This is a genomic window from Frankia sp. AvcI1 (genome assembly GCF_001420875.1).
GTDB lineage: Bacteria > Actinomycetota > Actinomycetes > Frankiales > Frankiaceae > Frankia > Frankia alni.
The window spans coordinates 194,476-211,737 of the sequence record NZ_LJFZ01000001.1; the positions used below are offsets into that span (position 1 = coordinate 194,476).

General features: G+C 72.7%; 12 protein-coding genes and 11 pseudogenes. 21 read left to right on the forward strand and 2 right to left on the reverse strand.

Annotated elements, in window-relative coordinates:
* Window positions 1–79 precede the first annotated feature (79 nt).
* Window positions 80–667 (forward strand): imidazoleglycerol-phosphate dehydratase HisB, encoded by a 588-nt coding sequence (hisB, locus tag UK94_RS00825; RefSeq protein WP_011606114.1) that lies wholly within the window; start codon window positions 80–82, stop codon window positions 665–667.
* Window positions 664–1,293, forward strand: a complete 630-nt coding sequence (gene hisH, locus UK94_RS00830) for an imidazole glycerol phosphate synthase subunit HisH (protein WP_055748286.1) — start codon at window positions 664–666, stop codon at window positions 1,291–1,293. The genes hisB and hisH overlap by 4 nt, the downstream gene beginning before the upstream one ends.
* Window positions 1,294–2,504: 1,211 nt before the next feature.
* Here hisH and UK94_RS00840 read toward each other — a convergent pair.
* A pseudogene (locus UK94_RS00840) lies at window positions 2,505–2,751 on the reverse strand (GNAT family N-acetyltransferase); the annotation flags it as partial.
* A gap of 2,408 nt (window positions 2,752–5,159) precedes the next feature.
* Here UK94_RS00840 and priA point away from each other — a divergent pair.
* The 13 genes and pseudogenes from priA (at window position 5,160) to UK94_RS00885 (ending at window position 13,234) form a co-directional block, all read left to right on the forward strand.
* A complete protein-coding gene (gene priA / locus UK94_RS00855; protein WP_055748289.1) occupies window positions 5,160–5,888 on the forward strand; it encodes a bifunctional 1-(5-phosphoribosyl)-5-((5-phosphoribosylamino)methylideneamino)imidazole-4-carboxamide isomerase/phosphoribosylanthranilate isomerase PriA in 729 nt (242 codons plus the stop codon).
* A complete protein-coding gene (gene hisF, locus UK94_RS00860) occupies window positions 5,885–6,649 on the forward strand; it encodes an imidazole glycerol phosphate synthase subunit HisF (protein WP_011606090.1) in 765 nt (254 codons plus the stop codon). Before priA ends, hisF begins: the two co-directional genes overlap by 4 nt.
* Window positions 6,650–6,701: 52 nt before the next feature.
* Window positions 6,702–7,236, forward strand: a 535-nt coding sequence (locus UK94_RS35745; RefSeq protein WP_268761159.1) for an ABC transporter transmembrane domain-containing protein, incomplete at its 3' end; no start/stop codon positions are given.
* 1 nt (window position 7,237) lies between these two features.
* Window positions 7,238–7,295 (forward strand): annotated as a pseudogene (locus UK94_RS35750) (hypothetical protein); the annotation flags it as partial.
* 1 nt (window position 7,296) lies between these two features.
* A pseudogene (locus UK94_RS00865) lies at window positions 7,297–8,681 on the forward strand (ABC transporter ATP-binding protein); the annotation flags it as partial.
* 123 nt (window positions 8,682–8,804) lie between these two features.
* Window positions 8,805–8,919, forward strand: a pseudogene (locus tag UK94_RS35755) (hypothetical protein); the annotation flags it as partial.
* Between the two features lies 1 nt (window position 8,920).
* A pseudogene (locus tag UK94_RS35760) lies at window positions 8,921–9,152 on the forward strand (ABC transporter transmembrane domain-containing protein); the annotation flags it as partial.
* Between the two features lie 18 nt (window positions 9,153–9,170).
* A pseudogene (locus UK94_RS35770) lies at window positions 9,171–9,310 on the forward strand (hypothetical protein); the annotation flags it as partial.
* A 20-nt stretch (window positions 9,311–9,330) separates the two neighbouring features.
* Window positions 9,331–10,351 (forward strand): annotated as a pseudogene (locus UK94_RS35780) (ABC transporter ATP-binding protein); the annotation flags it as partial.
* A gap of 1 nt (window position 10,352) precedes the next feature.
* A pseudogene (locus tag UK94_RS35785) lies at window positions 10,353–10,660 on the forward strand (ABC transporter ATP-binding protein); the annotation flags it as partial.
* Complete coding sequence (gene hisI / locus UK94_RS00875) at window positions 10,657–11,055, forward strand: phosphoribosyl-AMP cyclohydrolase (protein WP_055748291.1); 399 nt, start codon at window positions 10,657–10,659, stop codon at window positions 11,053–11,055. The pseudogene UK94_RS35785 and the gene hisI, both read left to right, overlap by 4 nt.
* Entirely contained in the window at window positions 11,052–12,590 is a 1,539-nt protein-coding gene (locus tag UK94_RS00880; protein ID WP_011606086.1) for an anthranilate synthase component I, read from the forward strand. Before hisI ends, UK94_RS00880 begins: the two co-directional genes overlap by 4 nt.
* On the forward strand, window positions 12,587–13,234 hold the full coding sequence (locus UK94_RS00885) for a Trp biosynthesis-associated membrane protein (protein WP_011606085.1): 648 nt from the start codon (window positions 12,587–12,589) through the stop codon (window positions 13,232–13,234). The genes UK94_RS00880 and UK94_RS00885 overlap by 4 nt, the downstream gene beginning before the upstream one ends.
* Here the strand turns inward: UK94_RS00885 and UK94_RS00890 are convergent, their stop codons facing one another.
* On the reverse strand, window positions 13,235–13,600 hold the full coding sequence (locus UK94_RS00890) for a hypothetical protein (protein WP_055748292.1): 366 nt from the start codon (window positions 13,598–13,600) through the stop codon (window positions 13,235–13,237).
* A 243-nt stretch (window positions 13,601–13,843) separates the two neighbouring features.
* Here UK94_RS00890 and UK94_RS35790 point away from each other — a divergent pair.
* The 6 genes and pseudogenes from UK94_RS35790 to UK94_RS35800 all read left to right on the forward strand — a co-directional run.
* Window positions 13,844–14,101: pseudogene (locus UK94_RS35790) on the forward strand (indole-3-glycerol-phosphate synthase TrpC); the annotation flags it as partial.
* A gap of 1 nt (window position 14,102) precedes the next feature.
* Window positions 14,103–14,647: pseudogene (locus UK94_RS00895) on the forward strand (indole-3-glycerol phosphate synthase TrpC); the annotation flags it as partial.
* A 155-nt stretch (window positions 14,648–14,802) separates the two neighbouring features.
* The gene (gene trpB / locus UK94_RS00900; RefSeq protein WP_157734080.1) at window positions 14,803–16,029 is read left to right on the forward strand and encodes a tryptophan synthase subunit beta; all 1,227 of its coding nucleotides are present in this window, start codon (window positions 14,803–14,805) and stop codon (window positions 16,027–16,029) included.
* Window positions 16,030–16,077: 48 nt separating this feature from the next.
* Window positions 16,078–16,788, forward strand: a 711-nt coding sequence (gene trpA, locus UK94_RS00905) for a tryptophan synthase subunit alpha (protein ID WP_235486019.1), incomplete at its 3' end; no start/stop codon positions are given.
* Window position 16,789: 1 nt separating this feature from the next.
* Window positions 16,790–16,905: pseudogene (locus tag UK94_RS35795) on the forward strand (tryptophan synthase subunit alpha); the annotation flags it as partial.
* 60 nt (window positions 16,906–16,965) lie between these two features.
* The coding region (locus UK94_RS35800; protein WP_235486021.1) for a prolipoprotein diacylglyceryl transferase at window positions 16,966–17,262 on the forward strand (297 nt) is incomplete at its 3' end.

A 17,262-nucleotide genomic window follows, 5' to 3' on the forward strand; every position in this document is an offset into this window, starting at 1 on the left:
CCGCTTTCGCCCTGCCGCCCCCTCAGCCGCTCCGCTCCGCCGGTCCCACCCGTGACCGAGAAAGACCGAGGAAGCCCCGATGGCCCGCACCGCGCGGATCGAACGCAAGACGCTGGAGTCCGACGTGCTGGTCGAGCTCGACCTCGACGGGACGGGCGTGGCGAGCTCCGACACCGGCGTGCCGTTCTTCGACCACATGATGTCCCAGCTCGGCAAGCACGGCGGGTTCGACCTGACCGTGCGAACCCGCGGTGACCTGCACATCGACTCCCACCACACGGTCGAGGACACCTCGATCGCGTTCGGCTCGGCGCTGCGCGAGGCCCTGGGCGACAAGGCCGGCATCCGCCGCTTCGGGGACGCGCTGGTCCCCCTCGACGAGGCCCTCGCCCAGGCCGCGGTCGACCTGTCCGGCCGGCCGTACTGCGTCCACGTCGAGCCGGACCTCGTCGGCCTGATCGGGACGTACGACACCACGCTGACCCGGCACATCTTCGAGTCGATCACCGCGTCGGCCCGGATCGCGCTGCACGTGCGGGTACTGTCCGGCCGCAACGCCCACCACGTCGTCGAGGCCCAGTTCAAGGCGGTCGCCCGGGCCATGCGCGACGCGGTGGCGCTCGACGCCCGGGTGGCCGGCGTCCCGTCCACCAAGGGTGTGCTGTGACCGGGCCGACGGGCCGGCGCCCGCGGGTCGTGGTCCTCGACTACGGCTCGGGTAACCTGCGCTCGGCGCAGCGGGCCCTCGCCCGGGTCGGCGCCGACGTGACGGTCGGCGATGATCTTGATGCCGCTCTGGACGCCGACGGGCTGGTCGTGCCCGGCGTCGGCGCCTACGCGGCCTGCATGGCCGGCCTCGACCGGGTGGGCGCCGGGCCGGTCGTGCGGGAACGGGTGGCGGCAGGCCGGCCGGTCCTCGGCATCTGCGTGGGCATGCAGGTGCTCTACGAGCTCGGCGACGAGCACGGCGTGCGCACGGCCGGGCTCGGCGTGCTGGCCGGCGAGGTGCGGCGCCTCGCCGCGCCGATCCTGCCGCACATGGGCTGGAACACGGTGCGCCCGCCCGCGGCGTCCGTGCTGTTCGCCGGGCTGCCCGCGGACACCCGCTTCTACTTCGTCCACTCCTACGCGGCGAAGGCCGATCCCGACGCCGGCGACACGATCGGCGAGCACGGCGAGCCGTTCGCCGCGGCCGTCGAGCGCGGCGCCCTGGCCGCCACCCAGTTCCACCCCGAGAAGTCCGGCGACGCCGGCGCGCACCTGCTGACCAACTGGCTCGCCACCCTGTCCTGACGGCGGCACCATCGCGATCGCCGCCGCCATCGCCGCCGCTGGTGCCGGGTCGGCGGCGGGGTGAGTCAGCCGGCGTGGGCGGGGACCCGGCCGGCGGTGAGCGCCGCGGGCACGGGCAGGCCCAGGTGCTCCAGCAGGGCGNCCAGCTTCAGGTCCAGCTCGATGCCCACGATCGTGATCGCCCGGCTGCCGTAGCTGCGGAAGTGCGTGCTCGGCTGGTCGACGCTGAACCAGGTCGTGCCCGCCCGGTCGGTGTGGATCGTGGTCCGCAGCGGGGCGTGCAGCAGCACCCCCGGGTCATGGCGGAACATCCGCTCGGCGATCACATGGTTGCCCATCAGATATTCGACGCACCGCCCCTCGTCGCCGNCCGCCCGAAACATCCAGGTGAACTCGCCGCGCCAGTTGCGGAGGAAGTCGTGCGGCGCGTTCGGCGCGGTCGCGACCCGGACGTCGTCCCAGGTCGGCTCGCCCGCGGCGAGAGCAGCGAAGCGTGCCTCGTCGAGGGCGGGAACCGCCTGCTCATAGCGGCGGACCGTCTCGTCATAGCTCAGGTCCGTCGCGACGGACAGCCGACGTACCTCGTAGCGCACGGTGCTGACGGCATCGGCGAGTTCGTGATCGGTACTGGTCATGCGACAGCCTCCCGCCTCGTCCGGCGTGGCGTGCATGGCACGCCGCGCGAACCGGCGGGATTCCCGCCGCTGCTCCGGTCGAAACCGGGGCATCGGTCACCGGTAGGGTTCGGGCCCCGCCCGGTCCACGAGCCGGCCCGTCGTGCTCGCCACCCGTTGGTGGCTTCGCGGCGGGCCGCAATTTTTTCGGGGGCGACCCCCGAGCCCCCGGGCGGCCGGCGTGGAGCTGGCCCAAGGTGGTCAGGTGGTCTCGGGCGGGCCTTCGGGATCTCGCGGGCGCGATCCGTCGGCGGGGCGGTGGGATCATGGCGTCGTCTGGTTCATGACGGGACGCCGTGGGGAGATTCTGGAGTCGTGTCCGGTTCGGCCCCCGGGTGCGGCTGTTCGTCCCGCCGGGCTTCGACACCACGCCGATCGACGTCGCCCTGGAGAGGCTGCCGGCCACATCACCAGGTGGCAGTGACCACTGCTACTGGCCCCGACCCAGATTCTGGCCAGCCTCACGGGCGGCGTGGTCCGGGACGACTCGCTTGATCTGCTCACCGTGCGGCGTCGGGTGCTGGCCTGGTATCCCGNCGATGTGGATGCCCCGTAACAGATGGGTGCCAATGCCACGACCTTGCGCCTCGGGGAGCAGCGCGATCTCCTCGACGAAGTCGTACTTACTCTGGTGGATGACACACGCGTAGCCGACGGCTCGCCCGCTCTCCTCGACCACGGCAAATGGCAGGTCGGCGAACTCCCTGTCAGCGGTTATGCGCTGTTCCGCATCGTCCCACCCCGACGTCTGTCCGACGTATGCCCGTAGGGCGGCTCGCCTCACGTCGAAGAGGAACTCTCGATCGCTGCTCAGAGCGGGCCGAACCCGAAGGTCATGGGAGCTCCGCGTCGAGCCGTTCGGTGATCGCGAGAACGGAGGCGTCGACGGCGCCNAGCGGGAAGTCGCTGTACTTTTCGACCAGTTCGATCATCCGGTCGAGGTCCTGGCGAGCCAGTGGGATCAGGCTGATCTGTCCGGTGCTGATGGAGCGCAGGAACGCGGCTTCGGCGCAGGTGCCTTTCTCCCGTTCGAGCATGAAACAGACAGAGCCCCNGTCACTGCAGAGATCAACAGTTGGCCCTGGTGGTGCCGCGTGGTGCCGAACGAACTGTGGATGATCATTTATTGATCTTGTTTGACGATGGCCGAGAGTGATTGCTGACGCGGGCGGGGGTGCAGCGTGGGGGGTGTGCGTCGACCCGAAGATCCCGTGAGGGCGCCTCACTCGCCCATTGTTTGAGTGGAAGGGAACTACGGAGATCGGAAGCGCCTCGACAGACTNGCCTCCCAGGTACTGGGCGACATCCCGGGCAGTTTGATCGTGTGGACGGAGGCTCAAAGGTCAAGCTCAGGTCGGGGGGTGTCGGGTGTTGGTTCGTCGATCCTCGGCTGCTCTCCGCGGCGACTGTCGTGTCGGCTGGGCCAGCCTGCGGTGCAGCATCTGTCGGCCGACGGCGAGGGATGATCTCGGCCGCGGCCCCGCCGATACCGAGCGTCTCGGCCGCTATGACGTCAGCCCCGACGAGTCCCAGGCGGCGCGGCGCTGGAAGCCGCCCGTCAAAAGGCTGATGGCTGAACAAGGTGTCTCCCCGCTGCTCGACACGTGCCTCCTCGTGCCCAGCAGGGCTTGCGACGTGCCGCTCGGTTCGTGCGCGCCGAGGATATGGCGGGCGCTGATCCTGTACCAGACCAGAGCATCCCATCACCTAGACGGACAAAAGTTCTCGAACGCCCATCGCCGAGCCGCTTGATCTCCTACCCTTTGGCCGACGGTCCTGACAGGAGGAGTCACCTTGCTGCTTCCCCATCAACCGGTTGACGGAACGCTCACGCACCGCTCGCACACCGGGGCGACCGACATCGGCAAGGCCGACATCAGCGGAGACGTCTACTGCGAAGTGAGTGGCCTCTATTATGCCATTCACCTGAGCAAGCAGGCGGTCGTCTGGATCGGCGGCATGGACAAGCTCTTCGATCAGTTCCTGAAAGCGGCCATGGAGGGGCTCGAGGAGCTCGCGCCGCTCTTCGANGCGGTTAAGGCGTATATTGATGTTGAGGTGGAGTCGATCAAGGCGGTGTCGGCCCAGGTGTCGGACGGAAGGGTCAAACTGGAGGGGTGGATTCCCGATCCTGCTGTGATGCCGGTGCCGGACGAGGGCTACGTCCCGCCGGGAGGATGGAACCCGCCGGACCCTGTGAACGGNCTGCGGTGGTGGACCGTGAACTCCATCAACCTCTACAAGAACCGTTGGACTTTCACTGCCACCAATTCGAATCCGGACGAGTCCGTGTCGTCGGTCTACTTCTCCACGGGGTATGACGGGAACTCCATGCACACTAACCCGGAGGATTTCAGGGGCACCTATGGATGGCCCTGCCTCAAGGACTACAAGCAGTTTGACAGTGGGCTGGATACATGCACCTTCGTCCCCCGNACTGGGATGTGGTGGCTGTTCAACGACACCTACTGTGTGCGAACGGACGGTAACGGAACCTCGGTCACCTGGTCGCCGTCGAAATTGACGGATACCTGGAGGGGGCTCAGCCGGATCGACAGCGGAGAGTTCGGCGAGGAAGAGAAAGAGCAGTGGGCCAACGGCATCTCCTGTGCCACGNCCTTCGGCGACTCCTACCTGTTCATCGCGGGAAACCGGGTCGTCCTGCTCGATGCAAGCAGCGGAGATATGCTGCCCATGGGGCCTTGGGCCCGTCCTTTGGGTGTGACTGACGTATGGCCGGCTCTCGCGAACCTGCCAGATGCCGNCATCATGGACGGCCAGGGGCCGAAAGCCGTGTACTGGGACGTCAGTGGCGATGTGGAGATGGTGTTTTTGGTCTTCCATAGCACACTCTTCACCAATCGCTCCGACTACCGTGACCCGAGTGGTTTCATGTACAGCTTCATAGCGTGCCAATCCGACACGGCGAGCTCGTACTACAGCTGGAACGCCATGTTTGACTACCTGAACGGCCCGTGGCCGTACCCCAGGTGCGATTGACCGGNGTCGCCCCGGGGTGACGCCACATCCGGCCGGCGCGACGCGCAGGACGCCGGCCGTCGCCCAGCCATAGTCCAAGATCTGCCACTGCCGAGCATCCCGGTCGGGAGCGACGTCGTCGAGACGGGTCGTCACCGGCGGTGCCGGCGGCAGTGATCTCGGGCCGTCGCGCGTGGCCGTAGGGTGGCCGGTGTGACGCTTACTCTGCTTCCCGCCGTCGATGTGGCCGACGGGCGGGCCGTCCGGCTCGTCCAGGGCGAGGCCGGATCCGAGACCTCGTACGGTGATCCGCTCGAGGCGGCGCTGACCTGGCAGCGTGACGGCGCCGAGTGGATCCATCTCGTCGACCTCGACGCCGCGTTCGGCCGCGGCTCGAACCGCGAGCTGATCGCCGAGGTCGTCCGCTCGGTCGACGTGGCCGTGGAGCTCTCCGGCGGCATCCGCGACGACGACTCCCTCGACGCGGCGCTGGCCACCGGCGCGGCGCGGGTCAACATCGGCACGGCCGCCCTGGAGGATCCCGACTGGGTGCGCCGGGCGATCGACCGGGTGGGCGACCGGATCGCCGTCGGGCTCGACGTGCGCGGCACGACGCTGGCCGCCCGCGGCTGGACCCAGGACGGCGGCGAGCTGTTCGAGGTGCTCGCCCGCCTCGACGCCGACGGCTGCGCCCGCTACGTCGTGACCGACGTGCGCCGCGACGGCACGCTGACCGGCCCGAACGTCGACCTGCTGCGCTCGGTGACCGCGGTGACGGACCGGCCGGTCGTCGCCAGCGGGGGTGTGTCCGCGCTCGCCGACCTCGTGGCGATCGCCGCGGTGCCCGGCGTCGAGGGCGCGATCGTCGGCAAGGCCCTCTACGCGGGTGCCTTCACCCTCCCCGAGGCCCTCGCCGTCACCTCGACGGTCGTGGCGGGGTGAGCGTCGCGGTTCGGGTGATTCCCTGCCTCGACGTCGACGGCGGGCGGGTGGTCAAGGGCGTGAACTTCACCGACCTGCGCGACGCCGGGGACCCGGTCGAGATGGCCCGGCTCTACGACGCCGAGGGCGCCGACGAGCTGACGTTCCTCGACATCACGGCGTCGAGTGGCGACCGGGAGACCACGTACGACATCGTCCGGCGCACCGCCGAGCAGGTGTTCATCCCGCTCACCGTCGGAGGCGGGGTCCGTTCCGCTGACGACGTCAACCGGCTGCTGCGCGCCGGGGCCGACAAGGTGGGGATCAACACGGCCGCGGTGGGCCGGCCCGAACTGGTCCGCGAGTGCGCGCACCGGTTCGGCAACCAGTGCATCGTGATCTCGGTGGACGCCCGGCGCTGCCCGGATCCGGCGGGTCCCCGCTTCGAGGTGACTACGCACGGTGGTCGCCGGGGAACCGGAATCGACGCGGTCGGCTGGACTTCGCGCGTGGTCGAGCTCGGTGCCGGCGAGATCCTGCTCAATTCGATGGACGCCGACGGGACCCGGGACGGCTACGATCTGGAGATGATCTCCGCCGTGCGCGCCGAGGTCGACGTGCCGGTGATCGCCAGCGGCGGGGCCGGTGACCTCGCTCATTTCGCGCCGGCGGTCGGCGCGGGCGCGGACGCGGTGCTCGCGGCCAGCGTGTTCCATTTCGGGCAGCTGCGCATCGGCGAGGTGAAGGCGGCGCTGCGGGACACGGGCGTTCCGGTGCGCTGACCGCCGCCACCACGCCGGCGCCGCTGCCGTGACGTGTTGACGGAGGGTGACGATGTCGGAGCGGGTGGCGGAGCCGGGGCGACAACCCGGGGTCATCGGCCAGGGCTTCGCGAACCTCGGGCGGGGCATCCGCGACGAGCCCCGCCTGTTCGCCGTGGCAACGGTCGGTGGCTGCCTGTTCACGCTGACGGGGGTGGCGAGCTCCCTCGTGCTCGGCGAGGCCACGGACCGGGTGGTGATCCCGGCGATCCGGCGGGGGTACGCCGACTGGTCGGGAATCGCCCTGGCCGCGGCGGCGCTGAGCCTCGTCGGCCTCGCGCGGGCGCTCGGCATGTTCCTGCGCCGCCTCGCCGGCGGAACGGTCGTGTTCCGGCTGCAGGCGCGGCACCGGCACGCGGTGACCCGCCAGTACCTGCGGTTGCCGCTGTCCTGGCATCAGCGGCACTCCACCGGCACGCTGCTGTCGAACGCCAACTCGGACGTCGAGGCGGCCTGGGCCCCGGTGATGCCGCTGCCGTTCGCGCTCGGCGCGCTCGTCATGCTCGTGGTGGCGCTGGTGCTGCTCGTGGTCACCGACCCGGTGCTGGNGCTGATCGGTTTCGTGATTTTCCCGACGTTCGGCGTGCTCAACGTCTGGTACGGGCGGNGGGTGTGGCCGCTGTACTCCCGGGCCCAGCAGTTGCGCGGGGAGGTCAGCGCGGTGGCGCACGAGTCGTTCGACGGCGCCCTCGTCGTCAAGACCCTCGGCCGGGAGGAGGACGAGACCGCCCGCTTCGCCGTCCGCGCCGAGCACCTGCGCGACGCGATGATCCACGCGGGCCGGTTGCGGGGCCTGTTCGACCCCGTGATGGAGGCCCTGCCGAACCTGGGGATCCTGCTGGTGCTGCTGGTCGGCGCGATCCGCATCGACGCCGGGGCGATGGACGTCGGCCAGCTCGTTCGGGTCGCCTACCTGTTCACCCTGCTCGCCTTCCCGCTGCGGGCGTTCGGCTGGGTGTTCGGGGACCTGCCGCGGGAGGTCGTCGGCTACGACCGGGTCGAGGCGGTATTGCGGGCCCAAGGGCACGAGGAGTACGGCTCGCGCACGCTGACCACGACTGGCCCCGCGTCACTGCGCCTCGACGCCGTCACCTACAGCTACCCGACCTCCTCCGGTGCTACTCTCGACGCTGGCGCAGACCCGAGCGGCGAGCCGGCGGAGCGCGCGAGCGCCGGCGATCCGCCGCCGCGGCCGGTGGTGGACGCGGTGAGCTTCGACGTGACCGCGGGCAGCGTCGTCGCGATCACCGGCCGCACCGGCGCCGGCAAGTCCTCCCTGGTGAACCTGCTCGCGCGGCTCGTCGACCCGCAGGCCGGCACCGTGCTGCTCGACGGTGTCGACCTGCGCGAACTCGCCGCCGGCGAGGTGAGCCGAGCCGTCGCCGTCGTCGCCCAGCAGGCGTTCCTGTTCGACGACACCGTGCGGGCCAACGTGACCCTGGGCATGGAGGCCGCCGACGACGAGGTCTGGGCGGCGCTGCGCCGCGCGCAGGCCGACGGCTTCGTCGCCGCCCTGCCCGACGGCCTCGACACCATGGTCGGCGAGCGCGGGACCTCCCTGTCCGGCGGCCAGCGCCAACGGATCGGCCTGGCTCGCGCGCTCGTCCGCGCCCCGCGGCTGCTCGTCCTCGACGACGCCACCGCCAGCGTCGATCCCCGGGTGGAGGCGGCGATCCTCGCCGACCTGCGAGCACGTGCCGGCGCCTCGACCGTCGTGGTCGTCGCCCAGCGCCGCTCCACGATCGCGCTGGCCGACGAGGTGATCCACCTCGACGCCGGCCGGGTCATCGGACGCGGTCGACACGAGGACCTGCTCGCCTCCTCCCCGCGTTACACCGCCCTGCTCACCGCCTACGAGGCCGCCGCCCGCGCGGCCGGCGCCCTCCCCGAGCCCGCCGTCCGCGAGCCCGCCGTCCAGGGGCGTGAGCCTGCCCTCCCAGAGCCCGCCGTCTCCGAGCACGTCCGGGAGCTCGAACCGGAGGCGGCCCCGTGAGGACTCCGGCCCCGCCGGTCCAGCCCACGCTCGCGGCAACGTTTCGCCGGCTGCGCGCGCTGTCCCCCGACCTGACCCGGGGCCTGCTCGGCACGCTCGCGCTTGCCCTGGTGGCCACCACGNGGAAGGTCGTCATCCCGGTGGTCGTGCAGCAGACCCTCGACCGTGGGCTCACCGACGACGGCGCCGACGTCGGCCTGGTCGCCGTGGCCGTCGGCGCGGCCGCGGTCGTCATCGTNCTGACCACCGTCGCCACCTACCGGATGAACCTGCGGCTCTACCGCCTGTCCGAGGGCACCCTCGCCACCCTGCGGGTGCACGCCTTCCGACACATCCACGACCTGTCGATGCTCAGCCAGTCCGCCCAACGCCGCGGCTCGCTGACCTCCCGGGTGACCAGCGACGTCGACCAGATGTCGCAGTTCCTCCAGTTCGGCGGCGTGATGCTGCTGGTCTCCTCCGGCCAGATGCNGCTGGCCACCGTGCTGNTGGTCGTCTACTCGTGGCAGCTGACCCTCCTCGTCTACGCGTTCTTCGTCCCCCTGTTCGTCGTGACCCGGCTGGTGCAGCGCCGCCTCGCCGGTCGCTACGCGATCGTGCGCGAACGGGTCGGCGAGCTGTTGGGCGCCNTGTCCGAGGCGGTGGTCGNCGCCCCGGTCGTGCGGGCCTACGGCGTCCAGGAACGGACCGGGCGGCGCATCGACCGGACCATCGGCCGCTATCGGTCCGCCCAGATCGAGGCGCAGCGGGTCGTCGCCGGGGTCTTCTCGCTCAGTGAGCTGGTCGCCGCGCTGGCCACCGCCGCGGTCGTGACGGCGGGAGTGGCGCTCGGCGTCGCCGGCTCCCTCACCACCGGGCGGCTGATCGCGTTCCTGTTCCTGATGACCCTGTTCGTCATGCCGATCCAGTCCATGACCGAGGTGCTCAACGACGCGGCCAACGCGCTGGCCGGGCTGCGCCGGGTGCTCGACGTCCTGGACATCCCGACCGACGTCCGCGACCCCGCCCTCGGCCCGGCCGTCGGCCGACTGCCGGCGCCCCGCAGTCGCGTCGGACCGGCTCCCGGCAGAGAACGCGGCCCGGTCACGGCCCAGGCCGGCCGGGACCTGCCGGCCGGACCGCTGGGGGTGCGGTTCGACGGGGTCGGGTTCGCCTATCCCGACGGGCCGCCGGTGCTGCGCGACGTCGACCTGGAGATCGCCCCGCGCACCCGGGTGGCGGTGGTCGGCGAGACCGGGTCCGGCAAGACGACCATGGCCAAGCTGCTCACCCGGCTGATGGATCCGACCACGGGCACCGTGCGCATCGGCGGCGTGCCGCTGCCCGAGGTGCGGTTCGCCTCGCTGCGCGGCCGGGTGCTGCTCGTGCCGCAGGACGGGTTCCTGTTCGACCTCACGATCGCCGACAACGTCCGCTACGGCCGCCCCGGGGCCGACGACGAGGCCGTCCGCGCCGCCTTCGAGGCACTGGGCCTCGCCGACTGGCTCGCCGGGCTGCCGGCGGGGCTGGCAACCCGGGTGGGGGAGGGCGGGTCGCGACTGTCGGCCGGCGAGCGGCAGCTCGTCGCGCTGGCCCGCGCCCGGCTGGCCGATCCGGACCTGCTGGTCCTGGACGAGGCCACCTCCGCGGTGGACCCCGAGACCGAGGTGCGCCTGTCGGCGGCGCTGGTCNAACTGACCCGGGACCGCACCTCGGTGACGATCGCGCACCGGCTGTCGACCGCGGAGGCGGCGCAGGACATCGTCGTCGTGGACGCCGGGCGCATCGTGCAACGAGGCCATCACCACGCGTTGGTCGCCGTGCCCGGGGTGTACCGCCGGATGCACCAGTCCTGGGCGGCGGGTGTTGGGGCGGTCGCGGTGGGTCCGGCGGCGGCGGTGTCGGGCCCGGAAGCGGGGGCGGTGGCCCCGGCGGCGCCGGTCGGGTCGGTCGACGTGCGCCCTGCCCCGCCGCCGCGGACGAGCAGAATGGAGCCGTGACCGTACGTCCATCCGCTCTGGATCCCGCCATCGCCAGCCGCCTGCGTCGCAACGACGCCGGTCTGTTCCCGGCCATCGCCCAGCAGCACGACACCGGCGAGGTGCTGATGCTCGGGTGGATGGACGACGAGGCGCTGCACCGCACGTTGACCACCGGGCGGGCCACGTACTGGAGCCGCAGCCGCGGGGAGTACTGGGTCAAGGGCGACACCTCCGGCCACCAGCAGTGGGTTCGTTCGGTCGCCCTCGACTGCGACGGCGACGCTGTCCTCGTTCGGGTGGACCAGGTCGGGCCCGCCTGCCACACCGGCACCCGGAACTGCTTCGTCGCCGATCCGCTGCCCGCGCGCGTGGGTGACCCGGGCGTCGCGGCCGACGCCGGGCCGGCCCGATGACCACCGGGCGGATCCGCCCCGACCGGGCCGCCTTCCACGCCGCCGCCGGCAGCCGCCCGGTCGTCGCCGTCACCCGCCGGCTGCTCGCCGACGGCGAGACCCCGGTCGGGATCTACCGCAAGCTCGCCGGTGGGCCGGGCACGTTCCTGCTCGAGTCCGCCGAGCACGGCGGCGTGTGGTCGCGGTACTCGTTCGTCGGGGTGCGGGCCGCGGCGACGCTGACCGAACGCGACGGCCAGGCGGTCTGGGTGGGCACGCCGCCGCCCGGCGTGCCCACCGAGGGCGACCCGCTGGACATCCTGCGCGCGGTGGAACGCTCCCTGCGCGCGGCCAACGATCCGGACGCCCCACCGCTGATGGGCGGCCTCGTCGGCTACCTCGGCTACGACATCGTCCGGCGCATCGAGCGGCTGCCCTCGCACGCCGTCGACGATCTCGGCCTGCCCGAGCTGCGGATGCTGCTCACCACGGACCTCGCCGTCCTCGACCACGCCGACGGCTCGTGCCTGCTGGTCGCCAACGTCTTCACGGGGGCGTCGACCGAGCCCGGCGGCGATCCGGCCGAGGCCGCCCGCCCGGACCTCGACGCCCTGTACGACGATGCGGTGGCCAGGCTGGACGCGATGACCAGCGACCTGGCGAAGTGGACCGAGCCGACGGTGGCGACGACCAGCGGGGCGGCCAGCGGGGTCGGTGACTTCGTCTCCGCCACGCCGCCCGGTGCCTTCCAGGCCGCGGTCGAGCGGGCCATCGAGGAGATCCGCGCCGGCGAGTGCTTCCAGATCGTGGTCTCCCAGCGTTTCGAGCGGACGACCGCCGCCGACTCCCTCGACGTCTACCGGGTGCTGCGCACGACCAACCCGAGCCCGTACATGTACCTGCTGCGGTTCGGCGACCACGATGTCGTCGGTTCCTCGCCGGAGGCGCACGTCAAGGTCACCGGGCGCCGGGCGCTGCTGCATCCCATCGCGGGCAGCCGGCCCCGGGGCGCGACACCGGAACGCGACGCGGAGCTGGCGGCGCAGTTGCTCGCCGATCCGAAGGAGCGCTCGGAGCACGTGATGCTCGTCGATCTGGTCCGCAATGATCTCGGTCGGGTCTGCGTGCCCGGTTCGGTGCGCGTCGTCGAGTTCGCCGCGGTCGAGCGGTTCTCGCACATCATGCATATCGTCTCCACGGTGATCGGTGAGGTGGCGCCGGAGCGCAGCGCCGTCGACGTGCTCACCGCGACCTTCCCGGCGGGCACGCTCTCCGGGGCGCCGAAGGTGCGCGCGATGGAGGTCATCGACGAGCTGGAGCCCACCCGCCGCGGCCTCTACGGCGGCGTGGTCGGCTATCTGGACTTCGGTGGTGACCTGGACACCGCGATCGCGATCCGCACCACCGTGCTGCGCGACGGCGTGGCCTACGTCCAGGCCGGCGCCGGGATCGTCGCCGACTCCGACCCCGACGCCGAGGACCTGGAGAGCCGCACGAAGGCGGCGGCGGTCCTGCGCGCGATCGAGGTCGCCGAGTCGCTGCGGCCGCCGGCATGAGCGCCGGCCTGCCGGCGGACTCCCCGACGGCCCCGACCGACGATGCCGGCGCGGCGCGGGCGGCCCGCCGGGGACGCCGGGAACGGGTGCTCGCCGTGCTCGGCTGCCTGCTCGGCGCGGGTCTGGTCCTGGTGTGCGGCGGGGCGACCTGGGTCTCCGCCCGCGTGGGCACCCCCCGTGGCGAGCGGGACGCCACCGCCGTGGCGGCGCCGCTCGCCGTGCACTGGACCGGCGGCGACATCGCCTCGGCGGCGACGGCGCTGGCCCTCGTCGGCCTCGCCGCCGCGGTCGCGATCGTCGCCACCCGGCGGATCGGCCGGCCGGTGGTCGGCCTGCTGGCTGTCGCCGCCGGGATCGGCATCGCCTACGTGGCGGGGGCCATCGGCGTCGATCCGCTGTCCGCCCTGCGTGACACCGACCAGGTCCGCCAGTTCGCCCCGGGCGGGCAGGCGGAGATCAGCGGCGTGCACCGCACGGCCGCGCCCTGGCTGGCGATGCTCGGCGGCGTGCTGCTCACCGCCGCCGGTGCCCTCGCCGTCCTGCGAGGCCGATCCTGGCCGGGGATGTCCGGCCGCTACCAGGCCCGCGAGGCCCGGCCGGTCGACGCCTGGGACGCGATCGAGCGGGGCCACGACCCCACCTGATCATCGCTGTTCGCCGCGCCCGGCGGCGCCGCCGGGCAGATCGGGATACGGGGGGACGTCGAGATCCGGCGGCATGGCCACGGGCGCGAGCTGCGGAAGTGGGTCGGCCAGCGCGGCGAGAACCCGCGTGTGGCGGTCGAGGTCGGCCTCGACCATCGCCATGAGCGCGTCCATCCGAGCCAGGCAGCGGGCGAGCGCGTCGAGCTGCTCCGCCCAGGCCGGCGCCGCGGCGCCGGCCCGGGCGAGGTCCTCGGCCCGGGCGGGGGCCGCCGCCGGCCCGGCGCCGGCCGCCCGGCGTGGCAGGGCCTGGCCGGGGACCAGGGAGATGCCCGGGAGCAGCGGAAAGGAGGTGCGGCGAGTGTCCATGAGAACTCCCTCGATGTCGAACGCGTGTTCGACTATAGGGGATCGAAGGCCACTGGCGCCACTGCGCCCCGTGCACGGCGTGGCGCGGACCGCCGCGGCCGACCGGCCGGCAGGCGGGCCGTCGTTGNCCGACCGTTGGCTACGTAGCGTTGTGGGTCGTAGCAAGTTGTGGGGGCCTCGGGTCGGGCCACCGGGCCTGGCCTACCATCGCGGCATGACCGCGACAGCCGCGAGCGCGGGTCGATGAGCGTCCTCGCCGAGATCCTCGACGGGGTCAGGGCCGACCTGGCCGCCCGCGAGCAGCAGACCCCCCTCGCCGACCTCAAGCAGCGCGTGGAGCGCGTCCCCGACCCCAGGGACGCGCTCACCGTGTTCCGTAACTCCCCGGTATCGGTGATCGCCGAGGTCAAGCGCAGTTCCCCGTCGAAGGGGAAGCTGGCGGCCATCGCCGATCCCGCGGCCCTCGCCCTCGACTACGAGGCCGGCGGCGCCGCCGCCATCNGCGTCCTCACCGAGGGGCGCCGCTTCGGCGGGTCGCTCGCCGACCTCGACGCGGTGCGCCGCGCGGTGGACGTCCCGCTGCTGCGCAAGGACTTCATCGTCTCGCCCTACCAGGTCTTCGAGGCGCGTGCGCACGGGGCGGACCTCGTGCTGCTCATCGTCGCGGCGCTCGACCAGCCCCGGCTGGTCGGCCTGCGCGAGCGGATCGAGTCGCTGGGCATGACCGCGCTCGTCGAGGTGCACGACGAGGCGGAGCTCGGCCGCGCGCTGGACGCCGATGCCCGGCTGATCGGCATCAACGCCCGTGACCTGCGCACTCTGGAGGTCGACCGGGCCACGTTCGCCCGGCTGGCGCCCATGGTCCCCCCCGGCGTGATCACCGTCGCCGAGTCCGGGGTGCGCGGCCCGCACGACCTGCTCGCCTACGCGGCCGCCGGGGCCGACGCGGTGCTGGTCGGCGAGGCGGCGGTCACCGGCGATCCCCGCCAGACCGTCGCCGACCTCGTGGCCGCCGGGGCGCATCCGGCGGCCAGGGTCGGCCGCTAGCGGGCCCGGCGGTCGGCGGGTCCGTCCGGACTGTCGGTGCGGACCGATACAGTCGCACCGTGGCTACCCGAACTGCTGCCCAGCCAGCTCCCGCCGAGACCGCGACCTCGACGCCGTCCGCCGAGGCCGTCCGGGCGCAGGCGGAGAACTGGCAGGTGTTTCCCGATCCCGCGGGGCACTTCGGCCGGTTCGGCGGGCGGTTCGTGCCCGAGGCGCTCATGGCGGCCCTCGACGAGCTGACCGAGGCCTACGACCAGGCCCGGGCCGACGAGGGCTTCGTCGCCGAGCTCGACGACCTGCTCGCCACCTACGCCGGGCGGCCCACGCCGCTGACCGACGCGCACCGGCTCACCGAGCACGTCGGTGGCGCCCGCATCCTGCTCAAGCGCGAGGATCTCGCCCACACCGGCTCCCACAAGATCAACAATGTGCTCGGGCAGTGCCTGCTGACCAGGCGGATGGGCAAGACCCGGGTCATCGCCGAGACCGGCGCCGGCCAGCACGGGGTGGCCACCGCCACCGCGTGCGCCCTGCTCGGCCTGGAGTGCGTGGTCTACATGGGCGAGGAGGACACCCGCCGGCAGGCGCTCAACGTCGCCCGGATGCGCCTGCTCGGCGCCGAGGTCGTCCCGGTCGCCTCCGGCAGCCGCACCCTCAAGGACGCGATCAACGAGGCGATGCGCGACTGGGTCGCCACCGTCGAGCACACCCATTACTGCATCGGTTCGGTGATGGGCCCGCACCCGTTCCCGATGATGGTGCGGGACTTCCAGCGCATCATCGGCGTGGAGGCCCGGGCCCAGGTGCTCGAGCGCACCGGCCGGCTGCCCGACGCGGTCGTCGCCTGCGTCGGCGGCGGCTCCAACGCGATGGGCATCTTCCACCCGTTCATCCCCGACACCGGCGTGGCACTGATCGGCTGCGAGGCCGGCGGGGACGGGGTGGCCACCGGGCGGCACGCCGCGGCGATCGCCGGCGGCTCCTCGGGCGTGCTGCACGGCATGCGGACCTTCCTGCTGCAGGACGAGTTCGGCCAGACGCAGGTGTCCCACTCGATCTCCGCCGGCCTGGACTACCCGGGCATCGGCCCCGAGCACGCGCTGCTGCACGAGACCGGCCGGGCAAGCTACCGCGTCGTCGACGACGCGGCGGCGATGGCGGCGCTCGCGCTGGTCGCCCGCACCGAGGGCATCCTGGTCGCGATCGAGAGCGCGCATGCCTTCGCCGGCGCGTTCGACGTCGCCCGCGAGCTCGGTCCGGACGCGACCGTCGTGGTGAACTGCTCCGGGCGCGGTGACAAGGACGTCGACACGGCCGCCCGCTGGTTCGGCCTGCTCGACGACGCGGGCGGCGCCGCCGCCGACGCGGATCCGCGCGGCTGACGCCGGCGCACAGGCAGCCCTCGGGCCCGACGGAACGGACGCAGCACGGTGCAGAGTCGGTTGGACGAGCGTTTCACGGCCGCCCGCGAGGAGGGTCGATCCCTGCTGGTCGGCTACCTGCCGGCAGGCTACCCGACGGTCGACGGCGCGGTCGCGGCCATGCGGGCGATGGTCGCGGCGGGCGTCGACGTCGTCGAGGTGGGCCTGCCCTACTCGGACCCGACCATGGACGGGCCGGTGATCCAGGACGCCGCCGACGCGGCGCTGCGTGGCGGGGTGACGACCGTGGACGTGCTGCGCACCGTCGAGGCGGTCGCCGCCACCGGTGCGCCGACCGTGGTCATGACCTACTGGAACCCGATCGACCGTTACGGCCCGGCGCGGTTCGCCGCCGACCTCGCCGCGGCCGGCGGAGCGGGGACGATCACCCCGGACCTGCCGCCCGAGGAGGCGGACCCCTGGCTCGCGGCGAGCGCGGAGCACGGGCTGGACCCGGTGTTCCTCGTCGCGCCGAGCTCCTCGGACGCCAGGATCCGGCGGGTCACCGGGATCTCCCGCGGGTTCGTCTACGCCGCCTCGCTGATGGGCGTCACCGGCACCCGCGCCGCGGTCGGCAGCCAGGCCGCCGATCTGGTTGCCCGGGTGCGGGCCACCACCGAGCTGCCGGTCGCGGTCGGCCTCGGGGTGAGCACCGGCGCGCAGGCCGCCGAGGTCGCCGGGTTCGCCGACGGGGTGATCGTCGGTTCGGCGCTGGTCAAGNTGCTGGTGGACGCGCAGCGCTCGGGCACCGGCGACGCCGCCGCCCTCGCCGGCATCGGCCGGCTGGCCGCCGAGCTCGCCGAAGGGGTGCGTGCCCCCGTCCCGGCCTCGGCCTGACCGGAGTGGCGCCGCGGCCCCCCGCCGGGTCTCCGCGGCCCGCGGGATAGCCTGACGACCGTGGTATTCGCCGCCATCCCCAGCCCCTCCCGCGGTGTGGTGCATCTCGGGCCGGTGCCGTTGCGCGCCTACGCCCTGATGATCATCATCGGCATCGTCGTCGCCGTCGTCGTCACCGGACGCAGGCTGCGTGCCCGGGGCATGGACCCGGCGCTCGCCGGGGAGATCGCCTACTGGGCCGTCCCCTTCGGGATCGTCGGTGCCCGGATCTACCACGTGCTCAGCACCCCGGACGCCTACTTCGGCGAGCACGGGCACGTCGCCGACGTGGTGAAGATCTGGAACGGCGGGCTGGGG